The organism is Pseudoalteromonas sp. 19-MNA-CIBAN-0066 (genome assembly GCF_040308705.1).
In the GTDB taxonomy this organism is placed as follows: Bacteria; Pseudomonadota; Gammaproteobacteria; order Enterobacterales; family Alteromonadaceae; genus Pseudoalteromonas; species Pseudoalteromonas nigrifaciens.
The window spans coordinates 95,275-111,103 of sequence record NZ_JBEONZ010000006.1 but is presented as its reverse complement, the minus strand read 5'-3'; the positions used below and the strand labels follow the sequence as shown (position 1 = coordinate 111,103).

At 40.3% G+C, this 15,829-nt stretch carries 12 protein-coding genes and 1 pseudogene; 7 read left to right on the top strand and 6 right to left on the bottom strand.

The window, feature by feature from the left end; translation table 11 throughout:
• Positions 1 to 469: 469 nt before the first annotated feature.
• Positions 470 to 3,416: pseudogene (locus AAEZ18_RS05945) on the top strand (TonB-dependent receptor).
• Positions 3,417 to 3,569: 153 nt separating this feature from the next.
• On the top strand, positions 3,570 to 5,309 hold the full coding sequence (locus tag AAEZ18_RS05940; protein ID WP_011329107.1) for a SulP family inorganic anion transporter: 1,740 nt from the start codon (positions 3,570 to 3,572) through the stop codon (positions 5,307 to 5,309).
• Positions 5,310 to 5,372: 63 nt separating this feature from the next.
• Here the strand turns inward: AAEZ18_RS05940 and AAEZ18_RS05935 are convergent, their stop codons facing one another.
• Both AAEZ18_RS05935 and AAEZ18_RS05930 read right to left on the bottom strand, forming a co-directional pair.
• On the bottom strand, positions 5,373 to 6,083 hold the full coding sequence (locus AAEZ18_RS05935) for a VC0807 family protein (RefSeq protein WP_011329108.1): 711 nt from the start codon (positions 6,081 to 6,083) through the stop codon (positions 5,373 to 5,375).
• Positions 6,084 to 6,256: 173 nt separating this feature from the next.
• Complete coding sequence (locus AAEZ18_RS05930) at positions 6,257 to 7,159, bottom strand: LysR family transcriptional regulator (protein WP_089368717.1); 903 nt, start codon at positions 7,157 to 7,159, stop codon at positions 6,257 to 6,259.
• Positions 7,160 to 7,260: 101 nt separating this feature from the next.
• Here AAEZ18_RS05930 and AAEZ18_RS05925 point away from each other — a divergent pair, with 101 nt between their 5' ends.
• From AAEZ18_RS05925 to AAEZ18_RS05915, 3 genes are all read left to right on the top strand, one after another.
• Positions 7,261 to 7,599 carry a DMT family transporter gene (locus tag AAEZ18_RS05925; RefSeq protein WP_011329110.1) on the top strand — a complete coding sequence of 113 codons (339 nt, stop codon included), beginning with the start codon at positions 7,261 to 7,263 and terminating at the stop codon, positions 7,597 to 7,599.
• Complete coding sequence (locus AAEZ18_RS05920; protein ID WP_011329111.1) at positions 7,596 to 7,922, top strand: SMR family transporter; 327 nt, start codon at positions 7,596 to 7,598, stop codon at positions 7,920 to 7,922. Before AAEZ18_RS05925 ends, AAEZ18_RS05920 begins: the two co-directional genes overlap by 4 nt.
• A gap of 249 nt (positions 7,923 to 8,171) precedes the next feature.
• Entirely contained in the window at positions 8,172 to 9,149 is a 978-nt protein-coding gene (locus tag AAEZ18_RS05915) for a GGDEF domain-containing protein (protein ID WP_182676450.1), read from the top strand.
• Positions 9,150 to 9,541: 392 nt separating this feature from the next.
• Here AAEZ18_RS05915 and AAEZ18_RS05910 read toward each other — a convergent pair whose 3' ends face one another.
• Complete coding sequence (locus tag AAEZ18_RS05910; RefSeq protein ID WP_086997751.1) at positions 9,542 to 9,880, bottom strand: YajD family HNH nuclease; 339 nt, start codon at positions 9,878 to 9,880, stop codon at positions 9,542 to 9,544.
• A gap of 366 nt (positions 9,881 to 10,246) precedes the next feature.
• On the opposite strand from AAEZ18_RS05910, the gene AAEZ18_RS05905 reads away from it, so the two are divergent.
• Positions 10,247 to 10,555 carry a hypothetical protein gene (locus AAEZ18_RS05905; protein WP_011329115.1) on the top strand — a complete coding sequence of 103 codons (309 nt, stop codon included), beginning with the start codon at positions 10,247 to 10,249 and terminating at the stop codon, positions 10,553 to 10,555.
• 52 nt (positions 10,556 to 10,607) lie between these two features.
• On the opposite strand, the gene AAEZ18_RS05900 is transcribed toward AAEZ18_RS05905, so the two are convergent.
• On the bottom strand, positions 10,608 to 11,222 hold the full coding sequence (locus tag AAEZ18_RS05900; protein WP_086997747.1) for an acyl carrier protein phosphodiesterase: 615 nt from the start codon (positions 11,220 to 11,222) through the stop codon (positions 10,608 to 10,610).
• A 524-nt stretch (positions 11,223 to 11,746) separates the two neighbouring features.
• Here AAEZ18_RS05900 and AAEZ18_RS05895 point away from each other — a divergent pair.
• Complete coding sequence (locus AAEZ18_RS05895) at positions 11,747 to 12,118, top strand: hypothetical protein (protein ID WP_182683938.1); 372 nt, start codon at positions 11,747 to 11,749, stop codon at positions 12,116 to 12,118.
• A 65-nt stretch (positions 12,119 to 12,183) separates the two neighbouring features.
• Here AAEZ18_RS05895 and AAEZ18_RS05890 read toward each other — a convergent pair whose 3' ends face one another.
• Positions 12,184 to 12,324, bottom strand: a complete 141-nt coding sequence (locus AAEZ18_RS05890) for a helix-turn-helix domain-containing transcriptional regulator (RefSeq protein WP_350594688.1) — start codon at positions 12,322 to 12,324, stop codon at positions 12,184 to 12,186.
• A 455-nt stretch (positions 12,325 to 12,779) separates the two neighbouring features.
• On the bottom strand, positions 12,780 to 15,671 hold the full coding sequence (gene gcvP / locus AAEZ18_RS05885) for an aminomethyl-transferring glycine dehydrogenase (RefSeq protein WP_350594690.1): 2,892 nt from the start codon (positions 15,669 to 15,671) through the stop codon (positions 12,780 to 12,782).
• Between the last annotated feature and the right edge of the window lie 158 nt (positions 15,672 to 15,829).

Here is a 15,829-nt window from a genome sequence, read left to right as displayed (position 1 = left end):
TACATTTCTTATTTTAAATAAACGCCTCATACCCCCTCAGTAAGTTAATTTCTTTTTATCGCCTTGGTACTTATCAGCACTTTCTTATCTAAAACAATGAATTTTTTTATAGGTTAAAACCCCAACCTTCCCAAATAAGTAAGGTTAAACTCACCTTGCTTTTAAAAATTATAATTAATAAATAGCAATAACAAACCTATATACCAACATTAAATTAAACTTTTTAACTGCGATTACAAAACAAATTAAAAACATAACTTGTTAAATTTGTTAAATATTAAATATTAAATAAAAAGAAACCAAAATTGTAATGCCAAATTCACACCACTGGTAAACAAAGCTTGAAATCAAAACTTAATTGGACTAATTTTAATCACACTTTAAACATTACCAAAAAAAAGAAAAGAACCTAAAAATTGGTATACCAAAGCACATCATCAACACACAATTACCCAAACGGGAGAGATACATGAAGCTTAATCGAATTACTTCCTCACTAATCAATAAACAACATAAAAGTAATCCTGCACTTATTAGCGCGGCCGCACTTATTTTAATGACATCATCTACTTTAGCTGCACAAGAGTCTGAAAACACCTCAGCCACTGCAGATAAAAACATAGAGGTTATTGAAGTAAAAGGAATTCTTAACAGTATGAAAGCCGCTGCAATGCTTAAACGTACTGACGGTCGTATTGTTGATGCTGTTGTTGCTGAAGACATTGGTAAATTACCAGACAATAATATTGCCGAAGCCCTGCAACGTATTACTGGTGTATCTATTAATTCTGACTTTGGTGTGGGTGATAGTGTTTCGATTCGTGGTTTACCGCAAAACCGGGTTGAATTAAATGGTCGCTCTACTATTGGCGATTCTCGTGATGGCATTAGCCTTCAAGATTTTCCATCAAGTTTCTTAAAAACGGTAGAAGTTGTTAAGTCGCCAACTGCCGATATGATTGAAGGTGCGCTTGGTGGTACGGTTAGTTTAAGAACAGTGCGCCCATTAGAATTAGATAAACTAACAGCAGCTATGTCGTTAGATGCAGAATACGCAGATAAAACCGAAAACGTAGCGCCTATATTCAGTGGATCTGTTGGTAATAATTGGGACTTTGATGAAATGGGTACGTTTGGCGCTATTGTCATGGTTTCATATCAAGATCGTGAAATTCGCCAAGACGAAACGTCTAGCCGCGTAAAGCCTCAAGACATATTAATTAACGGTCAAGAAGGAAATACAGCAAGCGGTAACGCCATCGTCAGAGATGAGCACAGCATTGAGCAATATGTAGAAAAACGTGAACGTACTGCTGTAAATTTATCACTTCAGTGGGCACCACAGTCGGGTAATGGCATGGTGTACCTTGATTTAAGTGGTACTAAGCGCTCTGGTGAGCAAGCTGGTAACTCTATTTTAGGTGTAAGGTGTAGCAGGTTCACTATCAACAGATGCAAACACCACACAAGACGCTAACGGCGTAAATAACTATACGTTAACTAACGAATTTGGCATTCCTAAAACATACAGTGACTTTCGTGATACTGACTCGTTTTCAAATGCACTTGGTGCAGAATGGAACCTTACCGATAGCATCAAAATTTCTGGTGAAGTTGCTGTTGCATCGTCAAAAAGCATAAGGCCTGACTCAGAATTCACATTACGTCCAATCGAAAAATCGACGTTTGAAGCCAGTGGCGGTGTTGATTTAGTAAATAATTTATATGATGGCGCATTTTCACAAGACGGTAATCGCTTACCAAGCATTATACATTCAGATCCAACTGCATTTACTAATCCACAAAATTTAGCATTAAGAACATTCAAAAGCGAAGATAGAAAAACCAATAATGATGAAACAGCGGTTCGTTTTGATATTGAAATGTTTGAGCCGCTAAGCAGTGCAAACTGGATCTCTAAAGTAAAAGCAGGTGTTCGTGCTACTAAACGCGATTACGAATATGAACAATACAAAGTAGAAATTAAAGATATTTATAAAAATGCTATTAACGACTCAGATGGATCATTAGCAACTTTATGGGCCGATGATTATAACGCCCTATTTCCTGGCAGCTTTACAACTATGAGCCACGATAACTCTTTTAATCAACTAGGTCATTCTGGTCAAAACGATCTTTTAACATTCCTTACTTATAATGGTTTATCTAACCCAAGTAATACGTATGCTCAATTACAGCAACTATTAGCAGGCACTAATTTAGCGTCTACTGGGAGCTTACACGACAACCAAGAGTTTCAAGAAAGCGCATACAAAAATGTAGTTGAAGACACCGCTGCAATTTATATATCGGCTTATTTAGACTTTGATAGTGTTACAGCCATTGTGGGCGCTCGTTATGTAACAACAGATCTTGAGTCAAGTGTTTACCAAAACGGTGTAAAAGTGACGGGTGAAAATGATTACACCGACTTTTTACCTAGCTTAAACGTGACATATAACTATTCAGACGAAACACTATTTCGCTTTGCTGCAGCAAAAGTTATGCGCAGAGCCGACTTTAGCGAGCTAAGCCCAGCATTTGACGTAAATAACGACCGAACGGGTGCAACTCAAGGAGCTATTGATTTAGAACCATACCGCGCAACCCAATACGACTTATCTGTAGAGCATTACTTTGATGAAGGTAACGTATTGTCTTTTGCACTATTTTATAAAGATGTTAAGTCATTTTTAAGCAACGAAAGCACGTGTGTTGCCTCATCAACTACCGCTGCACTGCAAAACGTAACACAGTGGAACCAAGTATGTCAGCTTGATACTGCCGGCGTATCTCAAGATAATATGGTTTACTCTGATGCAACTAACTATCCTGTAGATGCAGATGGCTTTAACCATGTTGCAGGTCTGCGTGATGCAGGACTAACGGGTATCGATACTGTTAAAAATGTAAACGGCGAAAATGGCTCGGTTCAAGGTTTTGAAGTAGGTTACCAGCAGTTCTTTACAAGCCTTCCGGGTGCATTTTCTGGTTTAGGTGTTAATGCAAACTACACCTACGCAGACAGTGAGCAACCAAACGGAAACCCACTATTAGACATTTCTGAAAATACTTATAACTTACAAGTTTTTTGGGAATATGAAGGGTTCTCTACTCGCCTAGCCTATAACTACCGTGACGGTTTCTTAAGTACTGAAAACGAAAAACGCGTAGAAAACATTAACTCTAACGGCAGCATTTCACAAGACGGTACTGTTTATGGTAATAACTACCGCGATGACAGAGGCCAATTAGACTTTTCTGCAAGTTGGGACATAAACGAAAACTTTACCCTAGTAGGTAACGCAACAAACTTAACCGGTGAACCTTCAATCTACCTATCTGAACTAGGCGGTGCTTGGAAGTACACTGAGGCGGATCGCCGTTATAGCTTAGGCATTCGCGCTAAATTTTAATTTTCCCTGAAGGCTAAAGCCTGCTTTTATGCAGGCTTTTTTATGCCTATACAAAAGCAGCTTTATATTGCATAAAAAACCCTCTCCCTAGCTATACTTATCTTAATATAAAACTTAATATCAAAGAGCAATTACTATTAATAAGGAAAGGTAGTGCTGTCGCGTTTATATAATTTTATGCCGGGTTTAAATACTTTACTTCATTATGAACGACAATGGTTTGCTGATGATTTAAGAGCGGCATTATCGGTTGCCGCCGTGGCGCTACCCGTTGCTATTGCTTATGCACAGTTAACTGGTGTTAATGCTGCAGTTGGGCTGTATTCCTGCATACTACCCATGATGCTATATGCACTTTTTGGCACCTCAAAACAATTAATAGTTGGCCCCGATGCAGCAACCTGTGCAGTTATAGCTGCAGTAGTAACCCCGCTTGCCGCAGGCGACAGTTTTAAGCACTGGCAGCTAGTTGTAACCATGACCGCCATGACTGGTTTTTGGTGTTTTATAGCCAGTAAATTTAAATTAGGTGTATTAGCAGACTTTTTATCTAAGCCTATTTTAATGGGCTTATTAAACGGTGTAGCCATAACTATCATTGTGGGTCAGTTTTCTAAAGTATTTGGTTTTACCTTTGATGAAAGATACCTACTTGAACGCTTAGGGGGTGTGCCCACTTATTTATCACAAACCCATATTCCCACTTTATTAATGGCCTTATTTACTGTGGTTATTTACTTTGTTATGAAACGACTAAAGCCTACATGGCCCGCATCAATGTTTGCCATTACCTTGGGCGCAATATTAGTGTGGTTTTTTAATTTAGAGCAATTTAATATTAAAACCATAGGCACAGTAACCGGCGGACTGCCGGTATTTAACACCCCTGTATTTGATATTGGTATTATTCGTGAACTAGTTGTGCCGGCACTTAACTTAGCCATAGTGAGCTTTGTAAGTATGATGCTAACAGCGCGTAGTTTTGCCGCAAAAAATGGCTACGACATAGATGCAGATAAAGAGTTTAGAGCCCTAGGTATTGCCAACTTCGCCTCTGCGTTGTCGCAAGGCTTTGCTGTAAGTGGCGCCGACTCTCGCACCGCGGTTAACGACGCTAATGGCGGTAAAACGCAATTAGTGTCGATTATAGCCGCCACTATTATTGCTATTATTGCTATTTTTTTAACCGCCCCGCTCGAGTTTATACCTAGTGCAGCACTCGGCGTGGTACTTATTATTGCCTCTGTGCATTTGTTAGATTTAAAAGCGGTATGGCAACTAAAGTTTAAAGATAAGCAGGCGTTTTACCTTGCCTTAGCTACCTTGTTTGCCGTGCTGTTTATTGGTGTTATTCCGGGTATTACGCTTGCTGTATTACTGGGTTTATTTCAATTTATTCGCACCGTAATGCGCCCTACCGACAACATATTAGGCGTAGACATAAAAGGCGTGGTAAGAAGCTTAGATGCCACCGATAAAGCAAAAGCCGTGCAAGGGGTATTTATTTACCGCTTTAATTCGCCATTAACTTACTTTAATGCCAGTTACTTTAAACGCAGATTACTTGAGCAATACGCAAAACAAAAAGACGATACCCAATGCGTTATTATTGATGCCGTACCTTGCTTTACCCATTTAGATTTAAGCGTTATGGCCATGCTTGCCGATTTAGACGTTATATTTAAAAAGCGTGGCATTAGCCTTGAACTAGCAGGTAGAAAGCGCCAGCTTCTATCGTGGTTTGAAATTGCCGGAATGGTATCGGGTAAAAATGGCATTTATGTTCACTCCGATCTATATGTTGCGCTACAAAAAAATAGCGTAAGCCAGCCTACCGACGAAGTCGCCTTATTTGAAGCTCATACCAATGAGGCAAAACCCGAGCCGCTATAAACGCAAAAAGGCTTACAACACATAGTTGTAAGCCTTTTTATACTAAAAACTTAGTAACTTAAATTACTGTGAATGAACCATTTGTTCAAACTTCATGCCGGTTAATTTAGTAATTACTTTAATCACATAAAAGAAAATACCAATCATTGCCAACATAGACGGAATAGCAATAATAGGGTAACTGAGCAAGGTCATTTCACCAAGCTGCTCGTTAAACTCTACCGTACCCGCAGGGCTGGTCACTATCCACTTAGCAAGCACGTAATTCATAGTTGATGAAAAAGCAAAAGTAAGCGCTAAAATATAATTAGCCTTGGTAATTTGCTGCTTAAAACGCTGGGTATTACCGCGCGCATCTAACGTATCGTAAATTACATCTAACTTAAATAAAATCGAGTTTAACAGCACCTTTGCCAATAATGGCTTACCAAAAAAACCCGACATTAAAACAGTCAGGCCAATAATACCCGGTATAGCCGCTTCTTTTATTGCCAACCATTCTACATTAAGCTCAAACAGCGCAATGCCACCCGTTAATAAAGTACTTAAAAAACCTAATAATGAAATAAAATTTAACGAGCGTGCTTTAATAAAATCATAAATACCGTAACCCACAGGAAATATAAGCGCGACAATTAACCCTACAACGGTTCCTAAATATTCAGGCCCCGAAAACTTCATTAAAATAATTGAAGGCACTATAATATTAAAAACGACCTCAAATAATGGATTGTTTTTTTTACCTTTACTGTTATTTTGACCACTGGTTGTCATTCGTTACTTCCATTAATATATTATTGCTAAGACGAAAAGAGCACCTCTTCGCTACTGCCAAAGGCTATAATACTCGCAATACCTTCGCCATTCTAGCTTGTCGTTTTTGTATTGATTAAAAAGCCGAAAGGGAGCAATTATTTTTTGTGTATAAGTGCACAAACAGCCCTCTATTACGCAGGCAAACTCATATCGATGCCAGGTAAAGCCACCATCTGATCGCTAATAAGGCGGCGAATCTCACGAATTATTGGCTGCTCGTTTTCAACTACTTGCTGCGATATAGCCACATACCCATGCCACGAAACATTATAGCCATGAGCAATGCGCGCCACCTCTTGTGGTTGAAACCCTTTTAATAATGGCTCTGGCACATAACCCCAACCTAGCTTGTCGCGTATTGCATCCCTAATTAACTCAAAGCTACTTAACGCAATATCGTAACGCTCAGATACATTGGTTTGAATGTCACTTTGGCTTAAATCTAAATAAGCAATTTGCGGCACACTGGCTAAGTCCTCATTACTTACATAGCGCATTTGCGTTAACGGATGATCTTTGGCAATAACCATATGCAATGCCACCCAGCCCAAAACTTGTAAAGGTAGCTGAGTATTTGCATACAAGCTCTGATCTAAGCAACAAGCTAAGTCCATAAAGCCCTCTTCAACCATTTGCTGCAACGCATTTGCACTCGCATAGTGCATTTCTAACGATATACCTGGGTAGCGCTTGCGAATACTGCGAATAATTTCGCGCCAAAAGGCTTCGGGTAAAGCATCATCACGGCCAATAACTAAGCGGTGTGGCAGTTGCTCGTCATCGTGCAGGCAGCGGTGCTTAATACTCTCAGCAAGGTTAATTAAGCGAATGCTATCGTCAATTATTTTTTCACCCGCGGGGGCTAATTGCATACTATTACCAGTGCGAATAAATAGCGCAGTACCCAACTGATCCTCTAGCGTCGATAGCGCCATACTCATAGTGCTACGATTAACCGACAAGCGCGCTGCCGCCTTAGCAATAGAGCCGGTTTGTGCAATCATCACAAAGTACTGTAACGACTCTAATTTCATCAAGCCCCCTTAGTGTCAATTATTTTGACTCTGAGCAATTATAGTATAAAAATAATAAGCAGTATTATACGCACAATGTTTTAGTATTAAGAGCAGGAAAAATGCATTGGATATATTTAATAATAGCTGTAACTCTTGAGGTTATAGGTACAACAGTAATGAAGTGGCTGGTAAACGAAGACCAGTTACTATTAGGTAGCTTATTTGTAACTTTAATGGTTGGCTTAGCTTATCTTGCTCTTAGCCAAGCCACCAGCAAAATTCCTATCGCACTTGCTAACGCCTTCTGGGAAGGCTTGGGGATGATATTAATTGCATCTGTGTCATTTGTATTTTTAGGCGAAGCTATTTCTATTGGCCAAATGTTTGCACTTTTATTAGCTATTATCGGCATTGTTATAATTAACAGCGGCCACGCTATGCAAGAGCAAAAACAATGACAGTATATTGGCTTTATATTCTTGGCTCAGTAATTTTTGACATTGCCGCCAACGTATTTTTAGAAATGTCGCACGGATTTAAACATAAACGCTTTGGCATACTTGCCATTGTTTTTATTATGGCCGCGTTTGCCTTACTCACCCTCGCTGTGCAAGGCATCCCACTGTTTATTGCCTACGCCACGTGGGGAGCTCTTTCAATTAGCGGTACTGCGCTGGCAACTTGGTTGTTGTTTGGTCATAAATTAAACTGGGTTGTTTGTTTTGGTTTAGCAGTACTTATTTTATCTATTGTGACAATGCAATTAGTTGGCCCCGCGTAAATACCTCTTATTAAAAACTAGCTAAAGTGCTCTGCAGTTCAAGCTAGTTTTTCCTGCTGTTTTGCCTTAGTTAACTTTAGGCTAAACTTCTAACTTAGTTGACTATTTTATAGCGCAACGCTATAACTTGTAACACGTTGCGCTGTGCCAACCTACAAAGTAGTAAATAAAAACTTAAAAGCGCACCGCTTGCTTAAGCTATCACTAGTTTAGGTTTGGCATTATTATACTTATTACCTTGAGGCATTTATGTTCAAGCAACTACAAGAAAAACATCAGCTTTCTATTCTGCTTATACTCAGTATTGTGTCAGTATTTGGTATTACGCCATTTATTATTATTCGTTTTATAGAAAATAACATAGTCGCAGCGCTAATTGACTTAGCCATTGTAAGCGGTATTTTAACCTTAGTCGGTTATGCCCATTACACTAAAAAGCCGCGTGTTATTAGCGCCGTTATTGCATTGCTTGTTAATATTGGCGTTATTGCCATTATAATTACCAACGGCATTAACAGTATGCTATGGGTTTATCCGGTAGTAGCCGTTACGTTTTTTTTAGTTAAACCAATAGAAGCGCTCATACTCACCCTTAGCAATGTGGCAATTATTGCGAGCATACCTAATTTATTCGATGTTATGCCACTAAACTCTTACTTTACAACCAACTTAATGCTAGCTGCCTGTGCTTTTGTATATGCCTCTTTTGGCAACAAGCAGCTTGCTTTACTTGCAGAACTAAACAGTACCGATCCTTTAACCGGCGCATTAAATCGCCGTGCGCTTAACGATGATACACTAGCCGCCATTTCGCGAGCAGAGCGTTATAACAGCACTTATTTATTAGCGTTTTTAGACTTAGACTTTTTCAAAAAGGTAAACGACGAATTCGGCCATGCCGAAGGAGACAGAGTACTAAAGCAGTTAGTGTCAATTACCAATTCACATATAAGAGAATCAGATAAGCTATACCGCTTTGGTGGCGAAGAGTTTGTGCTAATAATTCCCGAAATCCCGCCCAAAGAGCAAGTTAGCTTTATAAACAAGCTACGCGAAACAATAAAAAACGAGTTAAAAACACCTGCGGGTAACTCAGTTACTGTATCTTTTGGTGTTGCAGCTTGGATACCGGGCACCACAGTTGCTAGCTGGTTTAAACGCGCCGACGATGCTATGTATCAAGCAAAAAAACAAGGCCGCGACTGCGCCGTATTTAGTAAAGATTAGGGTCTGCTGACCTTTGCGGATTAAAATTCGTTCAAACTAGGGGCGAGTTAATCACGGCGCGAGGTTTGTAACCTAGTGGGCTCGATAACTGCTCCTGCGTTATTCTACTGGCTTACATCCATGTAAGAATAAGCAAAAACCGAGCAAAGCTTTTGCATCCTGCTCACGCCCCTAACAAAGAGTTAATTGCCCCTAAGAACCCTTCGGGCAGCGCATGTTTGGTATTGATTCTACGTTATCGCCTATTTATGGGGAATAACCACACCACATAGGCTCTGCCTTGCCTAAATACCAAACACACTGTTGCAAATTTAACCTTGAAAGATAAACAGACCCTAAAGCTTTGAAATAAGTAAGCTAAACTAACCACTTGGCCAAAATGGCTTTACCCATTATTTATCTTTGTTTAGCAGCGCCTTTAAGTCGGCAAACGGGTTATGTGTAGCCGCCACCACTTTTTGCTCTGTAGTGCCGCCGTACAACACATATTCGTGATATTTATTATGCTCATTATCATGGCAATAAATACACAATAACTCCCAGTTACTACCATCATCAGGGTTATTATTATGGTCATGATCAATATGATGCACCGTTAACTCTCGTAAATTAGAATACTCAAACTCACGTGCACAGCGCCCACATACCCAAGGGTACAATCTTAACGCCTTAATTCGATAACCTTCTTCTTGCTGCTGATAAGCCTGCATACCACTCGTGGTTTTACTCATTAACTTATTACTACCGTCTTTTTACAACAAGCCCAGATTAGCCTTTAAAAACCACTTTGAACAGCGCCTTTTATTTTAACCACCGAGCTTTGGTTAAGATATTTACTAACACATTTAATAATAATAATGATGTTTAAACTTATTTTCTCTAGCCAGAGATTTTCAGTGAAAATAAGGCGAATTTACGCGTTAATGGCTGGCCTATTGCAAATAAATTCAACGCAGTTAGCGCTGAAAATAGCTGCTTGAGATAAATTTATTATCCAGAGTTTAGGTTAACTATCCTCAAAGTTGTTGCTCACCTAAAAGCTTGGGTATAATGAGCACTTATGGCTGTATTTGTTAGCCTACAACTTGGATAAAACAATGAAAAAACTCTCTGCAGTGCAAATAAAACAGCAAGCGCTTGTCCTTAATATTGCCGATACACTCGAAAAACAAGGCCTAGCAGAACTCCCTGGTATGCTGCAATGCTGGTTTGACGTTCAATATCACTTATTCCCTGGCTCCTTATTACTGTGCTTTCAATTTGACAACGAGCAAGCCTTAGCTGCAGCAAAACCAGAGTTATTAAAATGGCAAAAACGCTTAAGCGCAGCCATGCTAAAAAAAGGCGTTGTTTTAAAAGATATGCGTAAACATTTAGTATTTACATTAGAAGCACCCGATAGCTAAATCAGGTTTATTACCGAGGATAAAAAGTAGATTCGGGGATTAAATCCCCCGGCTATAAAGTATAAAACCCACGGATGTTTTTAGCGTTTTCAAGATTAAACTGATTTACATGCGTAATCAGCTCCGGAAAAAATGCTAAAAATACAACATTCAATTCATCATAATGCTTTGCTATATCATCAACAGCACCAGCAAAGGTATTAGTAAAGCGAATGCGCTTGGCTATATTATCAAGTGCTAGCCCTACCCCATCAAGAGTTTCGTACTCTTTAAACCAATCGTTGTCGGTCATGTGTTTTACAACGTGCTGCATTCGCGGCGGCATTACAGGCATACGCTTATGCAAAAGCGCAAAGCTAGTTTGTTTAAAGTCGTTTAATGGCTGTAGATTATATTTTTGCCAATGCATAATTAAAAAGTGATCAAACACCACATCAATAGCCACCCCTGCAAAACGCTTACGCTTAGATGAAAAATACTGTTTAGCCTCTTTAACTATAGGATGAGAATCAGTAAATTTATCCACTAAATAGTGATTATCGAGCGCATTCTTTACCGTTATAGGTATCTGGTTTAAATGCCGTTGACCACCAAAGTCGCCCAGTAAATTACCAAAGTGCGAATCGGCCGTAGGCTGTGCTAAATAAAGATGAGCTAAATAATTCAACGTGTTCTCGGGTTTGGTTAATACCTTTTAGATAATAACGCAGTTGTAGATGAAATTCATATAAAGGAAAAGTGAAAGGCTTTAAGCTTCAAGGGAATGATATTTTAGTTCGTGATTTTTTCACCAATAAAACACAGACTCCTGCGCTCCCCATAAAAAAGACAACACAAACCTGCTCCCCACCCAATTACAATTATGTTTGATTAATTCAGTAAAGAGTCAGCCCTATTTTGCTATCAATGTTGCTGTATTTTTTCGGTACTGCATGAGTCATAAAACGCCTTGCTTAACCTTAACTATTAAACCTGAACTCTGGTTAAGAGATTTACTAACGTATTGAATCATATTTATATTTAATTTTATTTTCTCTAGCCAAAGGCTTTCAGTGAAAACAAGGCGAATTTACGCGTAAATAGCTAGTCTATTGCAAGTAAATTCAACGCAGTTAGCGCTGAAAATAGCTGCTTGAGATAAGTTTATTATCCGAAGCTCAGGTTATTAAGCTCACAGAGGCACAACACGTTATGACAACTACTTTTTTAAGCCAATTACAGCAAGTCGCACTGCAACAAGCCCTTATCAGCACCAAGCTTTTAAACAGCTACACATTAAAGAGCAATAACGCACCATCGCCCAAGCAACAAGCCTATAGCTTAATTGCTGTCGCGCTATACCGCTTTAATCTACAAAAAATAAAATGGTCATCTTTTTTAAAAACAGCCATAAATACAGCAAACAACACATGCCAATGGTTAGCCACCGAACTTGTCAGATGCCAACAAGACTATAAAGCCCAACCTCATGACGCTGTAATTAGCGAACAAAGTGCATTCATTAGTGGTATTTTTAGCGAAGAACTCGCTTATATTGATAGTTTATTGGGGGCTGAAGCGTAAGCTCTTAAGTTTATTTAAGCAATTATGTGGACTGTCGGATGGCACGGCTGCGCCGCTTATCCGGCCTACCTTATTTGCGTTGTAAGGCGAAGATTCAGTACTTTCATCACTTTAAAAATAGTTTCCCAACGTGGTTTGGTTTTACCGTTAACTGCTTTATATAAGCTTTCACGATTTAACCCCGCTGCTTTAGCAATATCACTCACGCCATGTTTTTAACTAATAAGCCAAGTGCTTCGATAAAGGTATTTGGATCATCATCAGCTAAACACTCTTCTAAAAATGTATTAATTTCCTGCTGTGTTTCCATATATAGTCAAACGGATTAAAATCTGATGTTTGTAGCGCCATAATAATTACTCCAATTTATTCAACTTGCTGAACAAATGTAGCCTGAAGGCTACGAATGCACAATGTTATTTATAACTTTTGGGCTGGCGCTCGCGCGCCAGCAAGCTTAACGCCTACATTAAATAGCACATACTCTTGGCTTTTGAGCGAGTAAGTATATTTGTGATTCGTTGGGTTTCGTTTCACTCTTCCCAACCTACGTTCATATAATTTATGGCGAATCACTATGCACAAAAAAGCCGTTGCATTGCTACAACGGCTTTTATAATTTTGATAAATTCCTCTCTACAGTGGAATTTTTATCAAAAAATTAGTCGCGGTATGTATCAACCGGTGGGCAAGCACACACTAAGTTGCGGTCGCCGTATACGTCGTCAATACGTGTTACGGTTGGCCAGAACTTGTTTTTAGCCACGCTTGGCACTGGGAATGCTGCGTAAAAACGGTCGTATGCACGGTCCCATTCGTTATCTAACACGTCGCCTTGGGTGTGCGGTGCAAACACTAACGGGTTGTTTTCGATTGACCATTCGCCAGAGATTACTTTGTCGATTTCGCTCTTAATTGACACCATTGCTTCGATGAAGCGGTCGATCTCAACCTTAGACTCAGACTCGGTAGGCTCTATCATTAACGTGCCCGCTACTGGGAACGACATAGTAGGTGAATGGAAACCGTAGTCTTGTAGGCGTTTAGCCACGTCCATTTCAGTAATACCCGACAACTCTTTAAGCGGACGCAAGTCAACAATACATTCGTGCGCAACACGGTTGTTACGGCCACGGTATAAAATTGGAAAGTGCTTGCTTAGCTCATGCGTTAAGTAGTTAGCATTTACAATTGCCATTTCAGTGGCTTGTTTTAAGCCCTCTGAGCCCATCATGGTAATGTAAGCCCACGAAATAGGTAAAATAGACGCTGAACCATATGGCGCTGCCGATACCGCTCCATTACCTTCGTTAGTACCTGGTACGTTAATAATGCTGTGGTTAGGCATAAATGGCGCAAGGTGCGATTTAACACCAATTGGGCCAACACCTGGGCCACCGCCACCGTGTGGAATACAAAAGGTTTTATGCAAGTTTAAGTGCGATACGTCTGAGCCAATAAAGCCTGGGCTAGTTACGCCAACTTGCGCGTTCATGTTTGCGCCGTCCATGTAAACTTGGCCGCCGTGCTGATGAATAATATCGCAAATTTCACGAATTGTTTCTTCGTATACGCCGTGTGTAGATGGGTAAGTGATCATAATACACGATAAGTTTTCGGCTACCGCTTCTGCTTTCGCTTTAAGATCGGCCATGTCTACGTTACCGTTTTTATCACAATCAACCACCACAATTTTCATGCTGGCCATTTGTGCCGACGCTGGGTTAGTACCATGCGCCGAGCTTGGAATTAAACATACGTTACGGTGAGCGTCGCCGCGTGACTCGTGGTATTTACGAATGGCAATTAAGCCTGCGTATTCACCTTGAGCACCTGAGTTAGGTTGCAATGAAACCGCATCGTAACCGGTAATGTTTACCAACCAATCATGCAGTTCGCCCATCATAATTTGATAGCCTTGTGCTTGATCTAGCGGACAAAATGGGTGCAAGTTTGAAAATTCTGGCCAGGTAATTGGGATCATCTCAGCAGTCGCGTTTAGTTTCATGGTACATGAACCTAACGAGATCATTGAGTGGTTAAGCGCTAAATCTTTGTTTTCTAGGCGCTTAATATAACGCAGCATTTCAGTTTCGCTGTGGTACGAATTAAAGTTAGGGTGCGTTAATACTTCGTCATCACGCTCTAAGCTTGCTGGAATTGACGTGCTGCCATTGTTTTCAATATCGGCTGCAATTGCATCAACACTTAGGCCATGGCCTTCGCCTAATACAATATCAAATAACTGCGCTACGTCTGCACGTGTGGTGGTTTCTGATACGGCAATTGAGTATTCGCCATCGCGGTTAGTAGCAAAGTTAACACCGCTTGCTAGTGCACGCGCAATAACGTCGGCTTTGCTATCGCTTACTACCGTTAGGGTATCAAACCAGGTGTTGTGTTTAAGGCTCACGCCTTTAGCTTGTAAGCCTGCAGCTAAAATATCGGCAAAGCGATGAATACGCTGAGCAATAGTTTTTAAGCCTTGTGGGCCATGGTACACAGCGTAAAACGCTGCCATGTTGGCAAGTAATACTTGCGCGGTACAAATGTTTGAGTTGGCTTTGTCGCGGCGAATGTGTTGCTCACGCGTTTGCATTGCCATACGCAGTGCATCGTTACCTAAACGGTCTTTAGATACGCCAATAATACGACCTGGTAATGAACGTTTGTACGCGTCACGTGTTGCAAAAAATGCAGCATGTGGGCCACCGTAACCCATAGGTACACCAAAACGCTGCGCCGAACCTAATACTACGTCTGCGCCTAATTTACCCGGTGCTTTTAATAGTAATAAACTCATAATGTCGGCAGCAACACAGGCAATTGCCTTTTTGCTTTGTACGCCAGCAATTAGGTCGGTAATGTCTACCACTTCACCAGTTGTTGATGGGTATTGAAATAACGCGCCAAAAATCTCATGGTTAACAGCGTCGGCTGCTTTGCCTACAATTATTTCAAAACCAAACTGCTCGGCGCGGGTGCTTACTACGTCAATTGTTTGTGTGTGTACGTCGTCGGCAATAAAAAATGCATTGGCTTTTTTCGCTTTAGATACACGTTTTGCAAGGCCCATAGCCTCTGCTGCAGCGGTTGATTCGTCAAGTAACGATGCACTTGCTAAATCTAGGCCGGTTAAATCTAGGGTCATAGTTTGAAAGTTAAGTAGCGACTCTAAACGCCCTTGCGCTATCTCTGGCTGATATGGAGTGTACGCAGTATACCAACCTGGGTTTTCTAGTACGTTACGTAAAATTACGTGCGGTACATGTGTTGGGTGGTAGCCTTGGCCAATATACGATTTGAAAACTTTATTTTTGCTTGCTACTGACTTTAAGTAGCTTAGTGTTTCAACTTCGGTGCGGCTTTCGCCCACGGTTAAAGGCTGCTCAAGGCGAATACCTGCAGGTACAGTTTGACCGATCAGCTCTTCAACACTCGATACTTCAAGCGCGCTAAGCATATCGCTTACTTGCGCTGGGCTTGGCCCAATATGGCGGCGAATAAAATCTTGCGTTTGCTCTAACTGCTCAAGAGATTTGGCGTTTGACATGTGTCCAGATTCCTATGATCCAAAAAATGTGATTATTACTAATGGGTAACCAGCAATAACTTAAAATTAATATGATTTAATAACTTACAGTGTATGGAAAGGTAAGCAGCAAAATCATAAAAGCCCCAATGTTTTAAATAATGGGGCTTTTTACTCAC

Bases quoted from the DNA above. Each gene is read 5' to 3' on its own strand.
- AAEZ18_RS05935 (WP_011329108.1), bottom strand. From the start codon at position 6,083: ATGACAACCAGTGGTCAAAATAACAGTAAAGGTAAAAAAAACAATCCA.
- AAEZ18_RS05930 (WP_089368717.1), bottom strand. From the start codon at position 7,159: ATGAAATTAGAGTCGTTACAGTACTTTGTGATGATTGCACAAACCGGC.
- AAEZ18_RS05925 (WP_011329110.1), top strand. From the start codon at position 7,261: ATGCATTGGATATATTTAATAATAGCTGTAACTCTTGAGGTTATAGGT.
- AAEZ18_RS05920 (WP_011329111.1), top strand. From the start codon at position 7,596: ATGACAGTATATTGGCTTTATATTCTTGGCTCAGTAATTTTTGACATT.
- AAEZ18_RS05915 (WP_182676450.1), top strand. From the start codon at position 8,172: ATGTTCAAGCAACTACAAGAAAAACATCAGCTTTCTATTCTGCTTATA.
- AAEZ18_RS05910 (WP_086997751.1), bottom strand. From the start codon at position 9,880: ATGAGTAAAACCACGAGTGGTATGCAGGCTTATCAGCAGCAAGAAGAA.
- AAEZ18_RS05905 (WP_011329115.1), top strand. From the start codon at position 10,247: ATGAAAAAACTCTCTGCAGTGCAAATAAAACAGCAAGCGCTTGTCCTT.
- AAEZ18_RS05895 (WP_182683938.1), top strand. From the start codon at position 11,747: ATGACAACTACTTTTTTAAGCCAATTACAGCAAGTCGCACTGCAACAA.
- gcvP (WP_350594690.1), bottom strand. From the start codon at position 15,671: ATGTCAAACGCCAAATCTCTTGAGCAGTTAGAGCAAACGCAAGATTTT.